The sequence below is a fragment of the Bdellovibrio sp. HCB2-146 genome (assembly GCF_047345725.1).
Taxonomy (GTDB): domain Bacteria; phylum Bdellovibrionota; class Bdellovibrionia; order Bdellovibrionales; family Bdellovibrionaceae; genus Bdellovibrio.
Map to the genome: position 1 here is coordinate 915,932 of NZ_JBLEQP010000001.1, position 17,616 is coordinate 933,547.

Annotated in this window: 19 protein-coding genes; 7 read left to right on the forward strand and 12 right to left on the reverse strand. The window is 44.8% G+C overall.

All coding sequences use genetic code 11. From position 1 onward, the window contains the following. Positions 1–239: 239 nt before the first annotated feature. The 6 genes from ACLWOR_RS04470 to ACLWOR_RS04495 all read right to left on the reverse strand — a co-directional run bounded on the left by ACLWOR_RS04470 (position 240) and on the right by ACLWOR_RS04495 (position 4,835). Positions 240–887: an ATP-binding cassette domain-containing protein gene (locus ACLWOR_RS04470; RefSeq protein ID WP_413939472.1), complete on the reverse strand. Its 648-nt coding sequence runs from the start codon at positions 885–887 to the stop codon at positions 240–242. Continuing rightward, positions 859–2,322, reverse strand: a complete 1,464-nt coding sequence (locus ACLWOR_RS04475; protein ID WP_413939473.1) for an ABC transporter permease — start codon at positions 2,320–2,322, stop codon at positions 859–861. The genes ACLWOR_RS04470 and ACLWOR_RS04475 overlap by 29 nt, the downstream gene beginning before the upstream one ends. Beyond that, the gene (locus tag ACLWOR_RS04480) at positions 2,319–3,359 is read right to left on the reverse strand and encodes a thiamine ABC transporter substrate-binding protein (RefSeq protein WP_413939474.1); all 1,041 of its coding nucleotides are present in this window, start codon (positions 3,357–3,359) and stop codon (positions 2,319–2,321) included. Before ACLWOR_RS04480 ends, ACLWOR_RS04475 begins: the two co-directional genes overlap by 4 nt. A 1-nt stretch (position 3,360) precedes the next feature. Further along, positions 3,361–3,843: a DoxX family membrane protein gene (locus tag ACLWOR_RS04485; protein ID WP_413939475.1), complete on the reverse strand. Its 483-nt coding sequence runs from the start codon at positions 3,841–3,843 to the stop codon at positions 3,361–3,363. A gap of 14 nt (positions 3,844–3,857) precedes the next feature. Continuing rightward, complete coding sequence (gene nth, locus ACLWOR_RS04490; protein ID WP_413939476.1) at positions 3,858–4,508, reverse strand: endonuclease III; 651 nt, start codon at positions 4,506–4,508, stop codon at positions 3,858–3,860. Between the two features lie 90 nt (positions 4,509–4,598). Next, positions 4,599–4,835, reverse strand: a complete 237-nt coding sequence (locus ACLWOR_RS04495; RefSeq protein WP_413939477.1) for a ferredoxin — start codon at positions 4,833–4,835, stop codon at positions 4,599–4,601. A 166-nt stretch (positions 4,836–5,001) separates the two neighbouring features. Here ACLWOR_RS04495 and ACLWOR_RS04500 point away from each other — a divergent pair, with 166 nt between their 5' ends. The 4 genes from ACLWOR_RS04500 to ACLWOR_RS04515 all read left to right on the forward strand — a co-directional run bounded on the left by ACLWOR_RS04500 (position 5,002) and on the right by ACLWOR_RS04515 (position 8,823). Then, positions 5,002–6,093, forward strand: coding sequence for a GNAT family N-acetyltransferase (locus ACLWOR_RS04500; RefSeq protein WP_413939478.1), 1,092 nt, complete (start codon positions 5,002–5,004; stop codon positions 6,091–6,093). Next, on the forward strand, positions 6,090–7,001 hold the full coding sequence (locus ACLWOR_RS04505; protein ID WP_413939479.1) for a hypothetical protein: 912 nt from the start codon (positions 6,090–6,092) through the stop codon (positions 6,999–7,001). The genes ACLWOR_RS04500 and ACLWOR_RS04505 overlap by 4 nt, the downstream gene beginning before the upstream one ends. Positions 7,002–7,064: 63 nt before the next feature. Beyond that, positions 7,065–7,718, forward strand: a complete 654-nt coding sequence (gene elbB, locus ACLWOR_RS04510; RefSeq protein ID WP_413939480.1) for an isoprenoid biosynthesis glyoxalase ElbB — start codon at positions 7,065–7,067, stop codon at positions 7,716–7,718. Positions 7,719–7,731: 13 nt separating this feature from the next. Then, on the forward strand, positions 7,732–8,823 hold the full coding sequence (locus ACLWOR_RS04515) for a D-alanine--D-alanine ligase family protein (RefSeq protein WP_413939481.1): 1,092 nt from the start codon (positions 7,732–7,734) through the stop codon (positions 8,821–8,823). Here the strand turns inward: ACLWOR_RS04515 and ACLWOR_RS04520 are convergent. After that, entirely contained in the window at positions 8,811–9,767 is a 957-nt protein-coding gene (locus tag ACLWOR_RS04520; RefSeq protein ID WP_413939482.1) for a hypothetical protein, read from the reverse strand. The two genes, ACLWOR_RS04515 and ACLWOR_RS04520, sit on opposite strands and share 13 nt — an antisense overlap. Positions 9,768–9,832: 65 nt before the next feature. On the opposite strand from ACLWOR_RS04520, the gene ACLWOR_RS04525 reads away from it, so the two are divergent. Together ACLWOR_RS04525 and ACLWOR_RS04530 are read left to right on the forward strand one after the other, a co-directional pair. Next, complete coding sequence (locus ACLWOR_RS04525; protein WP_413939483.1) at positions 9,833–9,961, forward strand: hypothetical protein; 129 nt, start codon at positions 9,833–9,835, stop codon at positions 9,959–9,961. After that, positions 9,948–10,154, forward strand: coding sequence for a hypothetical protein (locus ACLWOR_RS04530; protein ID WP_413939484.1), 207 nt, complete (start codon positions 9,948–9,950; stop codon positions 10,152–10,154). The genes ACLWOR_RS04525 and ACLWOR_RS04530 overlap by 14 nt, the downstream gene beginning before the upstream one ends. A gap of 49 nt (positions 10,155–10,203) precedes the next feature. Here the strand turns inward: ACLWOR_RS04530 and ACLWOR_RS04535 are convergent, their stop codons facing one another. From ACLWOR_RS04535 to ACLWOR_RS04550, 4 genes are all read right to left on the reverse strand, one after another. Further along, the gene (locus ACLWOR_RS04535; RefSeq protein WP_413939485.1) at positions 10,204–11,589 is read right to left on the reverse strand and encodes an aldehyde dehydrogenase family protein; all 1,386 of its coding nucleotides are present in this window, start codon (positions 11,587–11,589) and stop codon (positions 10,204–10,206) included. An 80-nt stretch (positions 11,590–11,669) separates the two neighbouring features. Next, entirely contained in the window at positions 11,670–13,226 is a 1,557-nt protein-coding gene (locus ACLWOR_RS04540; RefSeq protein WP_413939486.1) for a chemotaxis protein CheB, read from the reverse strand. Then, the gene (locus ACLWOR_RS04545; RefSeq protein WP_413939487.1) at positions 13,223–13,990 is read right to left on the reverse strand and encodes a chemotaxis protein CheW; all 768 of its coding nucleotides are present in this window, start codon (positions 13,988–13,990) and stop codon (positions 13,223–13,225) included. The genes ACLWOR_RS04540 and ACLWOR_RS04545 overlap by 4 nt, the downstream gene beginning before the upstream one ends. After that, a complete protein-coding gene (locus tag ACLWOR_RS04550; RefSeq protein WP_413939488.1) occupies positions 13,987–15,735 on the reverse strand; it encodes a chemotaxis protein CheA in 1,749 nt (582 codons plus the stop codon). The genes ACLWOR_RS04545 and ACLWOR_RS04550 overlap by 4 nt, the downstream gene beginning before the upstream one ends. 406 nt (positions 15,736–16,141) lie before the next feature. Between ACLWOR_RS04550 and ACLWOR_RS04555 the strand changes: the two genes are divergently transcribed. Further along, positions 16,142–17,026 carry a hypothetical protein gene (locus ACLWOR_RS04555; protein WP_413939489.1) on the forward strand — a complete coding sequence of 295 codons (885 nt, stop codon included), beginning with the start codon at positions 16,142–16,144 and terminating at the stop codon, positions 17,024–17,026. A gap of 75 nt (positions 17,027–17,101) precedes the next feature. Here the strand turns inward: ACLWOR_RS04555 and ACLWOR_RS04560 are convergent, their stop codons facing one another. Further along, positions 17,102–17,611, reverse strand: a complete 510-nt coding sequence (locus ACLWOR_RS04560) for an HIT family protein (protein ID WP_413939490.1) — start codon at positions 17,609–17,611, stop codon at positions 17,102–17,104. Positions 17,612–17,616 lie beyond the last annotated feature (5 nt).

The window sequence follows — 17,616 nt, forward strand, 5'->3', positions numbered from 1 at the left end:
CGGGAGTCGCGCGGGGATTTGGATGAAGCTTTGAGTGCTTCTCCTCTGCGGCGACACGCGTCCGGCTCGGTTGTTGCTCGCCTCTTCGAGGCGAGTGCGCGCCGTCGTGGCGCCAACAAAGGTCGCCTCCGAGGAGAAGCACTCAAAGCTTCATCCAAATTCTGCTCTTACCAGAAATAATTAGATGCACTTGCTTCTGTGCCACTCTTTCACTTTAGTGAAAGAATCATGGCACGCTTCTACAGAGTGACTTCTTTGGTGATTTTTCCGTTATCGATGTAACTTACTTTGTTTGCTAGGAAATCGACGTCGTCTTTGTCGTGTGTGACGAGGATTGTGGGGATTTTTTCTTTTTCGATTAGGTCTTTTACTAGTTTTCGGCTTTCTGAGCGTAAATGGGGGTCTAGGGCTGAGAAAGGTTCGTCTAAGAATAGAATTCTTGGTTCGCCCATCAGAGCGCGTGCGAGGGCGATACGTTGTTTTTCTCCGCCCGAACACAGAGAGGTTTTTCTCTCTAGAAAGTTTTCCATTTTTAAGGTTTGGACGAGTTCTTTAAGGCGTTTTTCTGCTCGGTCGGTTGGGACTTTTCTGGCTCTTGCTGCGAAAAGAATATTTTCTTTTGCGGTCATGTGAGGGAACAGGTCGTAGCTTTGGAAAACGACACCCAATTTGCGTTCTGGCGTTTTCATTTTTGCTAGGTCGATTCCTTGGAAATTCCAATTGTATTGTTGGTTTTTTTCAAGGCCTAATAGCAAACGAAAAATCGAGGTCTTGCCAGAGCCTGAAGGACCACACAGAGCTGTTACTCCCGTGTCGAGGATTTCCCATGTGGGAACTTCGATTTTGAAATCACCGTAATCATGGATTAAGTTTTCGACTAAGGACACGGGCGCCTCCTGCAAAAATAAAGAAACAAATGATTCCCACCAACAAAACTAAAGAGCTCAGAACAATCGCCTGGTGGATGCGATAGCCTGACATGAGGCTTTCTGTTGTCATGGCTAATGTTAAATCGCGATGACCGAGAATTCTGGAAACGGCGAAATCGCCACAGGCCCATACTGATGCAAGTCCTGCAAGAATTCCCGCTCTGGGTGCCATTTGAGGTAGTAAAACTTCGCGAAAGGTTTGCGCGGGAGTGGCGCCAAGAGAATAGGCCACCGTTATTTGAGATTCCAATCGCTGTAGCTCTCCATCCCAACCCATGCGAAAAAGACTTGTTAAGCTTAGCAGTGTGAGCGCTATTGGAATTTTGATAAATGGATAAAAACCTTCGTTGGGACCTAATAGTAAAAGACAGAAACAAGCCAGTGATGTCGATGGAGCTACATAGCCACTTAAAATTTTTCCGAACCAAAATTTGGGCCAGCAATAAGCAATCAACATCAACCCGCCGAAACAAAGCGCGCCCGTAATCAGACCCATCGACAAGCTGCCCAGGAAATTCCATATCAAGGCGGACTGCAGTTCATAGAGAGTTGAAATCTGTGGAAGACCTTCGATAAAACCTTCGACGTAACCCCACATGTAAATCAGCGAAACCAAAAGAACGATGTAGATGCCGGAATATCCACTTAAGATATTCAAATTACTTGGGCGCGATTCTGAACTTGATTGCCCACGCCCGGCAATGAGCGACAGACCAAAAATAAACACCGACTGCAAGAAAGCGATCATCACGGCACTCCCCCAGTCACCTGAGAGACGGATTTTTTCGTAAATTAAAACCTCAAGCGTTGTACCCTTGCCACCACCCACTATCAGTGGGACTGAGAAACTGCTAAAGCAAATCACAAAAACAAAAAGACCTAAAAGAAAAAGGTCTTTCTTTAAGTATGGCAATAACCCCTTGCGCACAAAAAGCCAACGAGACGCACCTTCAACATAGGCCAGCTCAGCCATGGCGCCAATTTTAGTTTCGATCAATCCCGCCACTAACACGGCAACCAAACCAAAATTCATCAGAGTATGAACAATCACAATCCCGATCACGCCCATCGGAAAAGGGTCCACTGCATTCAAGATCGCCAACAGAACAAACAACGGTGGCAAGAAGTTCGGGAGCAAGCATAAAATATCAAGAATCGGTCTTCCCCATGCCCAGCGACTGCGCGCCAAAGTCAAAAGACCTTGTGCCGCCCAAATGCCGAGGATCAGGGAGAAGAAGGCGGAAAAAAATGCTTGGAAGAAACTATTTTTGAAAGCCCACCAGAGCTCACTGAGTTCTGGTAGTTCGACAATGCGAAATTCATACACCAAGACCACGAACGGAAAAAACAAAAACAGAACAAGAGAATAACGAAGGAGCTGACGAGGACTCAATTGAGTTCGCCCCTTCTCACCTCAGTCCATTTTTTAAGAAGACGATCGACTTCCGCAGCAGGTGGAATTTCCACTTTTTCTAAAGTTTTAATATTTAAGAGTGGAGCAAAAGGTGTATTTTCCATCACACCCTTCATCACCGGGAACATATAATTTTTCTCCATGATAATTTTCTGTCCTTCAGGAGAAAGCATATAATTAATAAACTGCTCCGCCATTTCACAGTGGCGACAGAACTCTGGAATTCCGACGAACTCAAACTGAACTGGTAAAGCTTCTTTAAACGGAATTGCTAGATACTCGGTCTTTTTCTCTTCGATCTCGTGATACAAAGGCGAAGTCACATAGGAATAAACCATCTTGGTTTGCTTATTAGTGAAAAGCCCATATGCCGCTGACCAAGTTGGAGAAAAGCTATGCGCTTGATCCATAAGCTTCTGCAGGTATTTAAAACCTTCTTCTTCACCTTTATGGCTGATCACCCAGTACAAAAGCTGCATGCCTGGAGAACTCGTGCGCGGATCTTCTAGAGCGATTTTTTTATTAAATTCAGGTTTTAGCAAATCGTCCATTTGTGTCGGTAGATTGCTAAACTCGCCTTTTCTCGTCACAAATGTCAAAGCTCCCCAGTCATAAGGAACAAAGAAATTATTAACAAGTGCCGCCTTCACAGGTTCATAGACATCAAGATTCCCAGTACTGAGCTTTCTCCAAGATTGTTCGCCGAGAGCTTTAGAAAGATCGAACTGATCAAGACCCACAACAAGATCGGCACCAAGGCTCTCGCCTTCGATTTTCAAACGCTGCAACAAAATTCCTGAATCTGTGCCTTCGATGAATTCAACTTTGCAATTGCATTTTTTTTCGAATTCTTCTTTGAGTAAAGGACCCGGGCCCCAACGACTCGTAAAAGAAGAATAACCAAATACGCGCAAAACCGGAACTGAGCTAGCGACTTGACCTTGTTGGTTTTTATTTAGAATCGCGAGGAATAAACCTAAGAAAACAGCCGCGAGGAAAAAAATAAAGTGCTTCATCTTACCACCAGATACCACGACGGCGTTTGAAGAAATAATAATCAAAGCCCAAGCAGCGCCCTGCTCCGACCCACGCCAAGACAAAGTGAATGGCTAAAAAAGTTTTGTACAAATCTTCGTGTCCAGGGCCCGAGATGAAAAGCATCACGAAGCAAAGACCGACACCTAAAAGCGCCATCGGTCTGACGACATAACCAAGGATGTATGAGATTGCGATCGCAAATTCAATTCCCAACAAGATAAACGCAACTGTATACCAGTTTGGAATCATTTGGCTGCTGGCGAAAATTTTAAACCAATTCGGAGCATGACTTGCTGGCAACCACTCCGCCATCTGGTCTGCGATACGCGGACGAGTCAGGAAGTCTCCGCGGAATTTCAGCAGAGCTTGCTCCATATAGTAATAACCTAAGAAAATTCTTAAGAAGGAGATAGGTAACAAATGGCCGACGTACTTGACGCTTTCAAAAAATGAAACAAACATGCCACCATTGTGGCCTAGACACCCTTCTTCGGGCAAGTCTCCTCTAGGAAGCAGTGAGCGCAATCAGGTTTTCTCGCCTTACAGATAGCCCGACCATGAGAAATCAAATAATGCGAGAGCATAATCCAATCTTCCATGGGGACAAGCTTCACCAATTGCTTTTCAATCAACACAGCGTTCTGCGACTTCACCCAACCCAGGCGGTTGGAAAGACGTGTGACGTGAGTATCAACGACCACACCGCTGGGAATTCCGTAGGCATTTCCTAAAACCACGTTGGCCGTCTTGCGACCGACACCCGCAAGCTCGACCAAAGCCTCGAGTTCTTGCGGCACAATGCCCTTGTGTTTTGAAACCAAGGCAGCCGCACAGGCCTGCAGATTGCGAGCCTTGTTCTTATAAAAGCCCGTGGAACGAATGAGCATCTCGATATCTTCGACTTTCGCTTTCGCCATGGCTTGTGGAGTTGGGTATTTTTTGAACAAAGCAGGCGTGACCATATTCACCCGCTCGTCTGTACATTGAGCGGAAAGAATGGTCGCAACTAAAAGTTCAAATGCATTTGTATAATTAAGAGCGCAATGAGCGTCTGGATAGTAACGCTTAAACAGCGTTACCGTCTCTGCGATCGAATCTTTGAGGGGGACTTTTTTCTTAGAAGTCATTTAATGACTCCAAAGACAAGGCGCGAGGAGGAGCTGTACTCCTGTACTGCGACGACGAACAACGCAGGATTTGGGGTTAGTAAATGACTTCTAGCCTTCGCCATCGTTTCCGATGGCTTCAACTGGACAACCTTCCATCGCCTCTTTTACTAGAGCTTCTTCTTCTGGAGATTCTGGTTGTTTTGCTACGAATGCGTGGCCATCTTCTTCATGCATAGAGAAGTTTTTTGGAGCCGTCAGAACACAGGCATCACAGGCAATGCACGATTGATCCACGTACATTTTTCCGGATTTGTTTTCATTCCATTTCTGACTTTTGTCGGCCATTTGGGACTCCTTAGAACACTTAAAATGCCCCCGTAATATATGCCTTTTGAGCTTGATGTCAAACCCCTGTCCGGACTTGGGTCGCATTTTTCAGGGCTCACATTGTTGAATGCTGGGGTCTAGGACGCTTTCCAGCTATTCTGATAGGGATATCCAAGGAGGGTTCATGGAAGGACCGCGTTCACCAAGAGAGGCCGAGCTTCCTCAGGTCTTTGATTTTTTGAATAAAAAACTGCGTTCTGAGGCCCCATGGTCGATCACGGCGGAATACCCGACGGCTTTCACCCCTCAAAATATCCATAATATGCGTATTATCGCGGACGACGAAAAGGTCCTCTCGCATGCCGTGATGAAACCCCTTATCATCAAGTCCCCACACGTCATTTTTAAAGTCGGTGCCATTGGTTCTGTCGTGACCGATGACGCTGCTCGCGGTCAGGGACTTTCTACACAAATCATCACCGACTGTCTGAAATCGGCAACGGAACAATCCTGCGATATCGCGATTTTGTGGACAGATCTTTTCGACTTCTATCGTCGTATGGGTTTTGAACTGGCTGGCAGCGAAGTGAGCTTCGTGATTGAGGAAGAATTCAATGTTCCGCCAGTGAATTTGCGCTTTTCTGATGATCCAAAAGTTTCTCCCGATGCGATTTATCGCCTCTATGCTTCTCATTCCGTGAACTCAGTTCGCACAATTGAAGAAACTCGTAAGTTTCTTTCGATTCCACAAACAAAAGTCTACACAGCTTGGGAAACCAACGGCCAACTCGCAGCTTATGCAATTGAAGGCAAAGGTGTGGACCTCGGCGGATATATCCACGAATGGGGCGGCTCCGTTTCAAAATTGATGGCTCTTTTTGCTTACATCCGTGCTCAGAAAAAACAGCCTTATACGATTATCGTTCCTCGCCATTCACAAAACTTGATCAATCAATTGCAAACAAAAGAAGTCACAATGAATAGCGGCTTTTTAGGCATGATCAAGTTGGTTAATTTCGACCAGCTGGCGGCAAAAATCAAACGTGCTTTCCGCGCGGAAGGCGTTGCCGATATTGTTTTAGAAAAACATCCGGCGCACTTTGTTTTTGGCGTTGGCCAAGAACTCGTCACAATTGAACAAGAAACAGATTTAGTAAAACTTCTTTTTGGCCCTATCGACTACCGCGCATTGGGATTATTTAAAGAAGAAACTGTCGTTAAACTTGAAAAAGTCCTGCCACTTCCTTTGTGGGTTTGGGGCTGGGATTCTATATGATGAAATTGAGAAATTTGCTTTTGTCAGCCCTCGCGATCACGGCGGTGGCGACAACGTCTTGTATTAATCGTGATGAAGACACTTCTGAAAATGAAAAACCAACGACGGCCGCAGATCTAGCGACCGTTTTGGATGAAGCATGGGTTTATTCCGATGCGAAGTCGAGTCCTTTAGAAATGAAGGTCGGAGAATTTGCTCTTTTTCATACGACCCAACAACTGGAAACCCAACAGCCTCGCTTGTATATGCAAGAAGGCATCAATCTGATGAAGATTGAAGTGAAGCCAGACACCGAAGAGCCTGAATATCTGAAACACACTTATACATTCGCGTATGAGACTGCAATTTATACCGGCGACAATGCTCAACAATCGACTAAAGAACAAGGTCGTGCGTATTACACTAAAAATCCCCAGGCTGCGACTCCTGCTGTTCTTAATCTTTTAGGACCAAAAGGTCTGCACTTGATGGCGGATGATATTAAGATGGAGCTTGGATATGAAAAGCTCTTGGGTTTAGCCATGTATTCATGCACGAACTCGGAAGAACTTGTGAAGGCTTGCCAAGAGCAATTGGGTGCAGAGACTTGTTCGCGGGCTTGTACAAATTTGGAAACTTCCGATGAAGTTGTAAACGCGCCTGAATCCATGCGTTCTCAACCGAACTGTGGTGGTTTGTCTGATTGCAAAATCCATCAGAAAAGAATCAAGTTCAATAGTACATTGACTGTGAAATACAAAAACATGACTGAAACGCAGAAGGTTAATTACTCTTTCGCAGTGAGTCCTGACCTTCCTTACCTTGCACGCATGCCAGAGTTCTGTGTTCGCGCGTTGGCCTCATACAACTCCGGAAAGTTCCTCGTAACAAATTGCGTGAAACTCGCGAATTACCGTCCTGCTCCTTAGAGAGCGATCATTGCCTCGGCCAAAAACCTCCTGTAGAGTTAGAAAATCCTCGGGAGGTTTTCCATGAAAAAAATTGCTGTTGTACTCTCTGGCTGTGGATTCAAAGATGGATCTGAAATCACGGAAGCCGTCAGTCTGTTGATCGCATTGAATGAAGCTGGTGCCACTGTATCTTGCTTCGCACCGAACATCGAAATTTCTGCTACCAATCACATGAGCGGAAAACCTGAAAATGAAAAACGCAACCTGATGAACGAAGCCGCACGCATTGCTCGCGGTCATATCCAAGACTTGGCACAACTTCATGCGAAAGATTTTGATGCGATTGCCTTCCCTGGTGGTTATGGTGCTGCAAAAAATCTTTGCAACTGGGCTGAAAAAGGAGCTCAGTGTGAAGTGCTTCCGGAAGTTAAACGTGTCATCACGGAATTTTATGAAGCTTCAAAACCCATCGGTGCGATTTGCATTGCTCCCGTTTTAGTCGCAAAAGTTTTAGGAAAGCACGGCGTGACTGTGACAATCGGTGAAGACGTCGAGACTGCAAAAGAAATCGAAAAAACAGGCGCTCGCCACGAAGAGTGTCCCGTTGATGATTATATTTCAGATCGTGAAACAAAAGTCGTTACAACGCCAGCGTATATGTACGACAACGCCAGACCGAATGAAGTTTTCAAAGGTATCTTTGGACTCGCGCATGAACTCGTAGAATGGGCATAAAGAAAGAACAACTATGAAAAAAACAATCGCACTTATTTTTGGTGGTAAATCAGCAGAACACGAAGTTTCCCTGCGCTCGGCAAAAAACATTGCTGATGCTTTGGATAAAGATCTTTTCAATCCGATCTTGATCGGGATTTCTAAAGAAGGCAGCTGGTATCAATTTCCTGATATGAATATCTTTACACAAGCGACTAAAATCGTCGACAGTGCGTTACCGCCGAATGCGGAGCCTGTGGCTTTGATCAGCCGAATGGGAAAACCGGTCTTATTTTCTTTGAATTCACAAAAACAAGTGAACATCGACTGTGCCTTTCCGATTCTCCACGGAACGATGGGTGAGGATGGTACGATTCAAGGTTTGTTTAAAATGGTGCAAGTTCCATTTGTCGGCTGTGGCGTTTGGTCGTCAGCTGCAGGTATGGATAAAGAAATCATGAAGCGCTTATTGAACTATGCGGGTGTTGCAAATGCCAAATACGTTTTGCTCACACCACAAAATCCATCGAACTACGATGAAGTCGTGAAAAAAATCGGAACTCCATTCTTTATCAAACCTGCGAATGCAGGTTCGTCAGTAGGCGTTCATAAAATCAAATCGGCTGCAGACTACACTGTGAAATTGAATGATGCTTTCCAATTCGATACGAAAGTTTTGGCAGAAGAATTTATTCAAGGTCGCGAGCTTGAGTGCTCGGTGAAAGGTCACAACGCAAGTCCAAAGGCATCTGTTCCTGGACAAGTGATCCCTCAGCACGAGTTTTATTCTTACGAAGCAAAATACATCGACGATAACGGTGCGATCATCGAGATCCCGGCAAAGTTGACAGCTGAAGAAGTTAAAAAAGTCCAAGCAGCGGCAGAGAAAACATATCAAGTGATGGGCTGTGATGGTTTGACTCGCGTAGATTTCTTTTTGAAAGATAACGGCGAATTGTATGTGAACGAGATCAACACAATTCCTGGGTTCACAAAAATTTCCATGTATCCAAAAATGTGGGAAGCCAGCGGCGTGAGTTACAAAAATCTGATCACTGAATTGATCACGTTGGCTCAAGAAAAACACGCCGCCGACCAAAAATTGAAAACGAGTTATTTAGAGTAAGAAAAACTTTTCGTATCGCACATCGGATTCTGCAGGACATAGAAACACGCTGTTTCGCTGACACCGTCAGAGCCCGATGGACCTGTAGGCCCACGATCACCTTGCGGGCCTTTTGCTCCCGACGGCCAATATTTATCTTTCGCACATGGCTTTTTGCCGCCAGGGCCTCCATCTCCGCCCTCGCCGCCTTCACCCCCGAGACCGCCTGCGCCGCCTTTGCCTGGTTTGATTTCGACTTCGGGCTTGAAGTTTACGGAGTTTGTCACTGTCAGACTAAGTGTTCCTGAAGAACCTCCTGCATAACCTTTTCCCCCGACAAATCCTTGCTGACCTTTGCCACCATTACCGCCAACAGTTCCACTGACGTTAAAGTTGCCACCAACACTCCCACCAATTCCCCCCACTCCGCAAGCATTGCCGCCATTTTTTCCTGTTGCGCCCGTTGCACCTTTCATCGCCGCGGTTGGCGATTGGCCTGGATCACCTTGGCCGCCAGTCTCTCCGATAAGCTTGATTCGCAAAATGCCTTGTGCGTTTGCGGTTTGAATAATGATCGCACCTCCGGAACGGCCTTTGCCACTCTCTGCTTTACTGCCTTCTGGAAAAGTCGCAATCACTCCAGCCATTGACTCTAAAGAGTGAATATCAAATCTCACGGTGTTTCCCATGGTGTAAATAACTCCGTTGGGGCCCATTTTTAAACTCGCCAATTTGATTTTGTATTCCTGCGGTGAGGTGCTGCGGGTACGGATTTGTTGAAAGGCATCTTGGCGGAGAAACTGTCCTTCATGTAAAAACAGAGGTTCATCGACAACGAGGTCATCGCCTTCGATTGTTTGAATGACGACGTTTCCTTCTTCGTCTTTGTCTTTGACTTCGATGCAAGCCGGAAGTGTCGCGAGAATTCCGAGCGTGATGATGAGTTTAGAAATTTTATGTTTCATAGGTTCTCCTTAATGGCGGGAACCTTCTCCAAAATTGAGGCAGCTTTGATTTGCGAGGAGAATGAATGAGAGATCCGAAGCCCGGACTTTTGCCTGTGAACGGAACTTGCAGTGGAACACTATTGCTCAAGGATGAGCACGTTTCGCAACCCGCGAAACAACAACTTAAGGATAAGTTGAATGGAAGCAAATAAGATTCAGTATTTTGAAAAAGCCGATGTGCCTCGTCACCGCGAGTTTATAATTTCCCAAAACAATTGCGTACTTTGCGGCACCGTACTCGAGCTCAAACATACAACTGACAAGTCGGTTGATGAGGTAAAAGAAGAAGCTTTCTGCCCTCATTGTGACGTCAAAACTCGGTCACGTAACCACGTTTTGAACTAATTTTTGTCAAAGTTATGACGGGCGATTTCGTCAGATTCCTGACGTCTTTCTAGAGGCCCGTCAAAGATTTCACGTCAGAATAGAAACTTCCATCCCAAGACATATCCGGATTTCCAAAGCTCGACTGTTTGTGACCAAACATAGATTTCTCAGCACCAGTCATCCAAGAATTCAACCAAACTTGTTGGCACTCCAACTTCGGAATGACCTTTGCTGCTTTTTCCGCTGAACCCCAAACAACCGCACCTTGACCTAGGTAGGAAGTGTTTGTCCACTTCAGCATCTCGTGTTGGTATTTCACTGGGGTGACCAACAACAAAGGACCTTGCACTTCATCCTGTTGAATCACCGAGCAATTCGTCAGATCAATCATCACAGTGGGTTTATGGAAGAAGCCTTTGTCAGCAAGTCCTTCTCCACCCGTAAGAATCTTTCCGTGTTCGGTTTTTGCGAGACTTAATTTCTGATCAAGGTCCGCAGCAACCTTCGGAGCGATCAACGGCAACCACGGCGAAGAATCCTTTGGACCCGTTGATGGAGTTAGTTTTTCTAAATAAGACTTCGCAGCTTCGTAGAATTCTTTATGAGTCGCCTCAAGAACAAAGAGACGCGAAACATTCCAGCACGTTTGTGCTTGTCCAATTAGGAACGGACGAAGAATTTCACCAATGTTGTTGGCAAAATCGGCATCACCCAACACGAGGCCACTGTTTTTCGCTGAACCCGACAACTGCAATTTTTTAAATTGTTTAAGACCCGCTGTTGCGATGGCTTCCATCGTCGCATTAGAACCCGCGGCAGTAACGGCACGCACGCCAGGGTGTCCTGCCAACATGTGACCAATTTCAGCAGGAGCATTCAAAATATTCACAAGTCCCGCAGGAACTTCGGCTTTCATCAAAGCTTCGCCCAAAATTTGAGTTGTGATCGGAGATTGCTCTGAGAGTTTAACAACCACAGCATTACCCGCAGCAAGTGCAGGAGCCAAACGGTCCACAACCATTCGGAGCGACAATGACCACGGCGTGATAATTCCGATAAGTCCTGTCGATCGAACTTCCATCTCTGATTTTTTTGAATTCAAAAGTGATTGCGCCGTTTCTTTCAAAACACGAATGGCAACTTCCACTGAGTTATTTAAAACAAACTCTTGAGGCAAACCTTGATAAAGAGCTTCTAAAAAAGCGATCTCATTTTTATTAGATTCAAAATGAGTCGCAATCGAATTGAGTAAGTGAGCTCTCTGCTCGCGAGTCGCCGTTTCAAAAGCAACGAAAGCCTTCTTGCCCGCTTGAATAGACTTAATCAAATCAAACGCACCAGCTTCAGAAACCGTCGCGAGAGTTTCGCCATCAAACGACGAAACCTTAGTGAAAGTCTTCCCACCTTCACCATCGACAAACTCACCACCAATAAAATTCTTTATGTGATTCATATTCTTCCACAGTTCCAAGGCTATTTAAAAAGATCCAGTCCTCGACAACGCCGTCGAAGGGGCCTTTTTAAAAAGTCGCCTTAGTAGAGGTTCTGATTTCTGTATTGCATTAAGTGACTTGCAATAGAATCAGCGTTTAATACCTCATCTGCGACACCCAGTTCAATGGCTTTTTGCGGGCCATAGGGGAATTGCGCTTCATCTGGTGTCTGAACGACGGACGCTCCACCGAGTTTCTGCACGTCGGTAAGACCATTTACACCGTCAGAACCGAATCCACCCAATAACACGGCATAGACACCTTTGTTATAACTTGCTGCCGCTGATTGGAAGAGCACGTCACTGGAAGGTAATTGAGAAGCCACCGGTGCACCTTTGAAAATTTTCAACTGTGGTCCCTGTGGAGTGGTCGCAATTTTCCCATGATGTTCAGCAGGAATAAAATAAACATGCCCCATGCGAAGGAAATCCCCATCTTTACCCACAACCGGCGTCACTTTCGCTCCCAGCTTGAGTTTCGAGACAAAGGCTGTTGCGAAGTTCGCAACGGTACTGCATGACACAACCACCGGCGGCGTATCAGCAGCAAGGCCCTTCACAAATTTTTCCAGAGCATCAGCACTCCCGGCATTACCACCTGCCACAATAATTTTTAATTCTGCCGCTTTACGTTTTGGCGCAGATGTCGGAGGACGAATAGCAATTGGTGGCGGGGCTTCTTTTAATTTTTTAAGGACATTTACAGAAGCTGCCGCACGAACTTTATCAATTAAAAGTCCGGCGAGATCTTTCAACACGACGGGATCAAATTGTGAAGGCTTATGAACAAATTCCACCGCGCCTAATTCTAAAGATTTAAGAGCGGCCTCCCCAGTACTGGCCAAGGAAGAAACCATTACCACCGGAATCGGGTGATGCTTCATGATTTTTTCTAAGAACATCACACCAGACATTTTTGGCATCTCAATGTCCAAAGTCATGACATCAGGTTTTTTCTGTAGAATCAGTTCACGGGCTTGATAAGCATCGGCCGCCGCACCCACGACTTCCAAACCGTTTTTAGAGAAAATATTTGTAAATAGAGTACGCACCGTAGCCGAATCATCGACGATAAGAACTTTGACATTTTTTGCAATCGTCAAAGGACGGAAACCTGAGACGTCGACTGGCGTTTTTTCTGCACCCGTTGAGTTGGCGCTATTATGCAAAACATCGAATGTCGAAGTATTGAGTTTAATCGTGCGCGCGGATTCCCCAGCAACATTGCGTTCAAGAATGGGAATGCTGGCAGCTTTGAGCATTTGCTCGGCCACTTCGATATTGCGTTTACCAATGCCGTCACCTAATTGCGAAACACTGATAACGTTACCACCGCCATATATTTTTGCCTGCAATTTACTGCGGTTTGCACCTAAACGCACACACTCATCAATCAAAAACGGAATCGCAAATTGACCGTAACGTGTATTCGGCGTTTCGTTCGGCATCACCTCTGGTAAAAGATAATGATTTAAGCCACCGATACCCGTTGTAGGATCATGCAATGCCACTGCAACACAAGAACCGAGAAGAGTTGAAATAATAGTTTCTTCTTTAAACGCTGCTGCTTTACCTGGGAAAAGATAATAAGTATTCATGCTGCCACCAATTTGTCGATATCAAGAACCATCAAACTCTTGTCTTCCCGGATGAAAAAACTCTGGATAAAATTTGCAGAGGTCATGGAAGCTGAAACGTCTTTGGCTTGTAATTCTTTTTCGTTAACGTTTAACAATTCATCAGTTTCGCTGACCTGCAAAGCAAATCGCGAAGATTCATGATCACAGATCACAAAATAATAAAAATCAGACTCAATCTTTTGAAATCCGTATTCGGATAGATCGAATACGGGAAGAGCTTCTCCACGGAATGGGATGACACCTAAAAGACCCATTTGTTTTTCAGGCAACGGGAACAACGGCAATGGACCGCTGATTTCGAGTACATACTGAATTGGAATTACAAAGTCTTGAACTCCGACTTTGCAATGCAAATAGAGTGCATCTTTTTTCCCGCCTGCAACAAACGAAAATTGCGAGGCCAAATCCGCGCTATCGGATTCGCCCTGCGCTAACTTTCCGACATAAGTTAAAAACGATTGCAGAGCCGACTTTAATTCCGTGTAGTCAGAAAATTCACGGGTTTTTTCAACAAATGACTCTAGCCACGCTGCTAAATAAATAAACTCATTAGTCTTTGCATCCACGACCCATGCAGAAAGTTGCTCGCGCACTTCTGGTAAAACACGTTTGAAGGTCACTTCATCAAGAAGATCCTGAAACTTCTCTCCTTCTTGCAAAAGACTTTGCAAGAAATAGTTTTTCAGCTCGGCCGTAAAGTCATCACCAAAGAAGTCACTCATGCCGCTGACCTTTCTTGCTCAGGATGTTCTTCGACTTGAAGAAGGCCCAGCATTTTTTCTGGATCGACGATGTAACAGATTTTTTCATCTGCTAAGACTGATGTTCCCTTAAAGCCTTGCATGCCCTTCACCATTTTACTAAATGGCTTCACGACAAGGTCGGCTTGACCATCAATGCGATCTACCAAGACCGCAAGCACACGATCTTTGACCTTTAAGAAAATTGCCGACATCTTTTTAACTTCGTCTTCAGATATCATCAGATCTTGACGTAAAATTTCATGATAATGCATCAATGGAACTGTGAGTCCACTGAACTGGCAGAAGCGATACTTATCGACTTTCGTCATCGTCAAAGAATCGCAGGAAGTGATATGCGCCACCGAACGAAGTGGAAGTGCAAAATAAAATCCTTGCCACTGACTGAGCAGAGATTGTTCGACCAAAATGTGCTGAGGCACTGGAATATCAAGATAGAAGGAAGTTTTCAGCCCAGGTTCGGTCTCAATACGTATCTTACCTTGGTACTTTTCTATAGTCGATAAAACGACATCCATACCGACGCCACGACCTGACATGGTGGTGACTTTTTCTTTAGTTGAAAATCCAGGTTGAAAAATAAATTTGTAAATTTCTTCATCAGGCAGATGCGTTGCCGCCTCTTCCGTGACAAGAGCATTTTTCACAGCGCGTTCTAGTATGCGCGCGCGATCTAGCCCCTTACCGTCATCTCCGAAATGGACATGAATCACACCGTTGTTCTCAGACATTTCGAGAAAAAGCGTCGCAATAGAGGCTTTTCCTTGAACAGTCCTTTCGAACTGATCCTCGACACCGTGATCAATTGAGTTTCTCACCATATGAACCAGAGATTCATAGAGATCTTTACCCAGTGACTTATCAATGAGTAGATCCAAACCTTTCGGTTCAAATTGCACGGATTTATTCAACTCTGTTGCCGTCTGACGAATTAGAACCGGCAAACCTTGCAGGCAGACTTCCGCTTTTTCTTTGCGAATGCTTTGTACCTGAGACTGAAATTGCTCGCAGATCTTATTCAGACTCTGAGAAAAATCGCCCTGACGACGCTCATAGAGGTCAGGCTCTTCACGAAGGTTCACGGTTTGGCTCATCATTGTGAAAAAGTTTTTCAGAACTAATAGCTCTCCGGAGAGCTTGAGCATCTCATTCATTTGTTTGGTTGAAAGCCAAACACCGTCGTCTTCAGAATTGCTTGAAGCCACACGAGCCTTGACCGTTTTCGATTGAACTGCCGTTGGCACATCATCGCTGAACTGAAAACTTCCGTACTGCGTGATAAGCTCAATAGCTTCACTGAGTTCTTCAGGATAAAGCTCTCTTTTTTCTCGAAGATTATGTGCGAGAATTTTGAGGATTCGTGAGCTGTGCAAAAACAAATCTATGCATTCTTTTGAAACGGGTCTTTGCTCTTGTTTAATGCGATTGAGAAGAGCTTCAAACTCATGAGCGACAGATCCTAAAAGCTGTCCACCGGGAACCGCACCAACGCTGCCTTTGATGGTATGCACACGTCGGAAGAGAACATTAATCTGATCGCGATCATCGGGAGCTTGTTCGAGTTTTAAAATTTGCTGATCTAAATTATCAAGAATGTCTTTGGATTCTTCGAAGAAGACTTGTGACACTTGTTCGACTTCAGCGAAGTCGATAATGATGATGTCTTCTTGAGAACTCTCAAGAGGTTTGGTTGAATCGTCAGACATAATTTTGCAGATCCCTTTTGCAATGCAATTACAAAATTATATCGGAATTTCGGGCATTTAACTTAGGCGGGAAAAACACTTAGCGAGGCTAGTTTTATCGCTGAAATAGGAAAGGGCCATCTTGCGACGGCCCTTTTGTTTTTGATTCATTTCAGAATCTCGGCGAAGGTCCTGGGGTTTCTAAGAAACCGCCACCTCCGCCTTGGTTATGTCACATGTGTTACACATACCAATCACCTCCTCTCCAGCCCCAATAGAAGCTTGATATTATCTTACCGTAGTCCTAACAAAATGCGCTATAGCATGATGGTCCAGATTTCAGATTCAAGGCACTCAATATGAAACACTGCTACACAACAGGCTCAACTCGAGTCAAAATTGGTCTAGGGAATATGAAAGGAAACCTATGAAATCTCTCGCGTCTTTGATTTTCTTATTTTCATCTGCAGCCTTTGCATTGACTCAAACTGAGCAAACGCTCACACCAAGCGGCCAGCAATTCGAACTTCGTGGTGGCGCGAATTACCAGTACATCGACATGAGCTATGACGACAGTTCAACGGTTACAGCAAATGGATTTAATATTCCGCTCACGGCGTTTTACGGTCTTAATGATAACAATGCGATCGGTTTCGGTTTCAATTACAAATCGCTGACTGCAGACGTAAAACCATTTGGTCTTCCGTCTTACAAACAAAAAACGAAAGGTTTCGAAAGTTTTGATATTCGCTACAAAGGAAACTTTGATTTGATGAAATCAATGACTCTTTATGTAGATGGGACCTTCTCGATTCCACCGGAAAAAAGAAGTTCAAATACTTTGACGTATGAGTATTCAGCTTCCGATGGACAAATAGGCCTCACGGGTACCGTAGGTTTGGTTGCTCCGGTCTCGGTTTTTAAATTGGGTGGTCTTTTCAGTTATCGCTTTAATATGGAAGGGGATGGAACCTACACTTCTAACCTTTACAACAATCTTTCAACGAAAGTTTCGGGCGGTAACCTCATGACGATTCAACTTTTCGGTGAAATCGAAAATGCTTACAACCCGAATGCAAGCATCTACTATAAAACTGAGGAAGCTACGAAAATCAAAGCCAATGGCACGACGATCTCTGATGGTTCCAAGTCAGACCTCTTAGGTGTGCGCGGATCGCTTCGCTTTATTGCAACTGAGAACCTTGATATTATTCCTTACGGAGCATTTGAGACGATCTTGAACAAAAGTGATTTGAACGCAGATAAAGCGAATGCCTTTTTTATCGGAGCAGACGCCCGCTTCTTATTCTAAAAATTTTAAGCTTTAAAAATTAAAAAACCCCGATGGAAACATCGGGGTTTTGCTTTTCTGAAGCTTCAAAAATTCCTACAGAGCCAAGTGACGAAGAATCTCAGACTGAATCTGCTTCATCTCTGTATCAGAACGACGTTGAGCTTTCTTGAAATCCAAATCAGGAATCGACCAAGCTGGAATTAAGTGCAAGTGATAGTGAGGCACTTCAAAGCCCGCCACCATTTGACCAACACGCGGAGAACCCGAAGCTTTCAAAATGGCTTTCCCGATTTTTTGTGAAACCTTATGCAAGTGAGCATAAACATCTGGTGGAACCTCCGTCCAGTGATTGATCTCTTCTTTAGAAATCACCAAAGTGTGACCCAAGTTCACTTGGTCCAATGCCAAGAACGAAAAGATCTTTTCATCTTCATAAATTTTATAACAAGGAAGTTCACCATTAATAATTTTAGTAAATACTGACATCGCATTGTCCTTTCCAAATACGTCTTCATATTTGAAGTTTTCACCTCTAAGCGCAAGGAAATTCACAGGTACCAGCTTTCTTTCGTCGACAAAAAGAACCTGGTACCTTTTCGACACGAAAG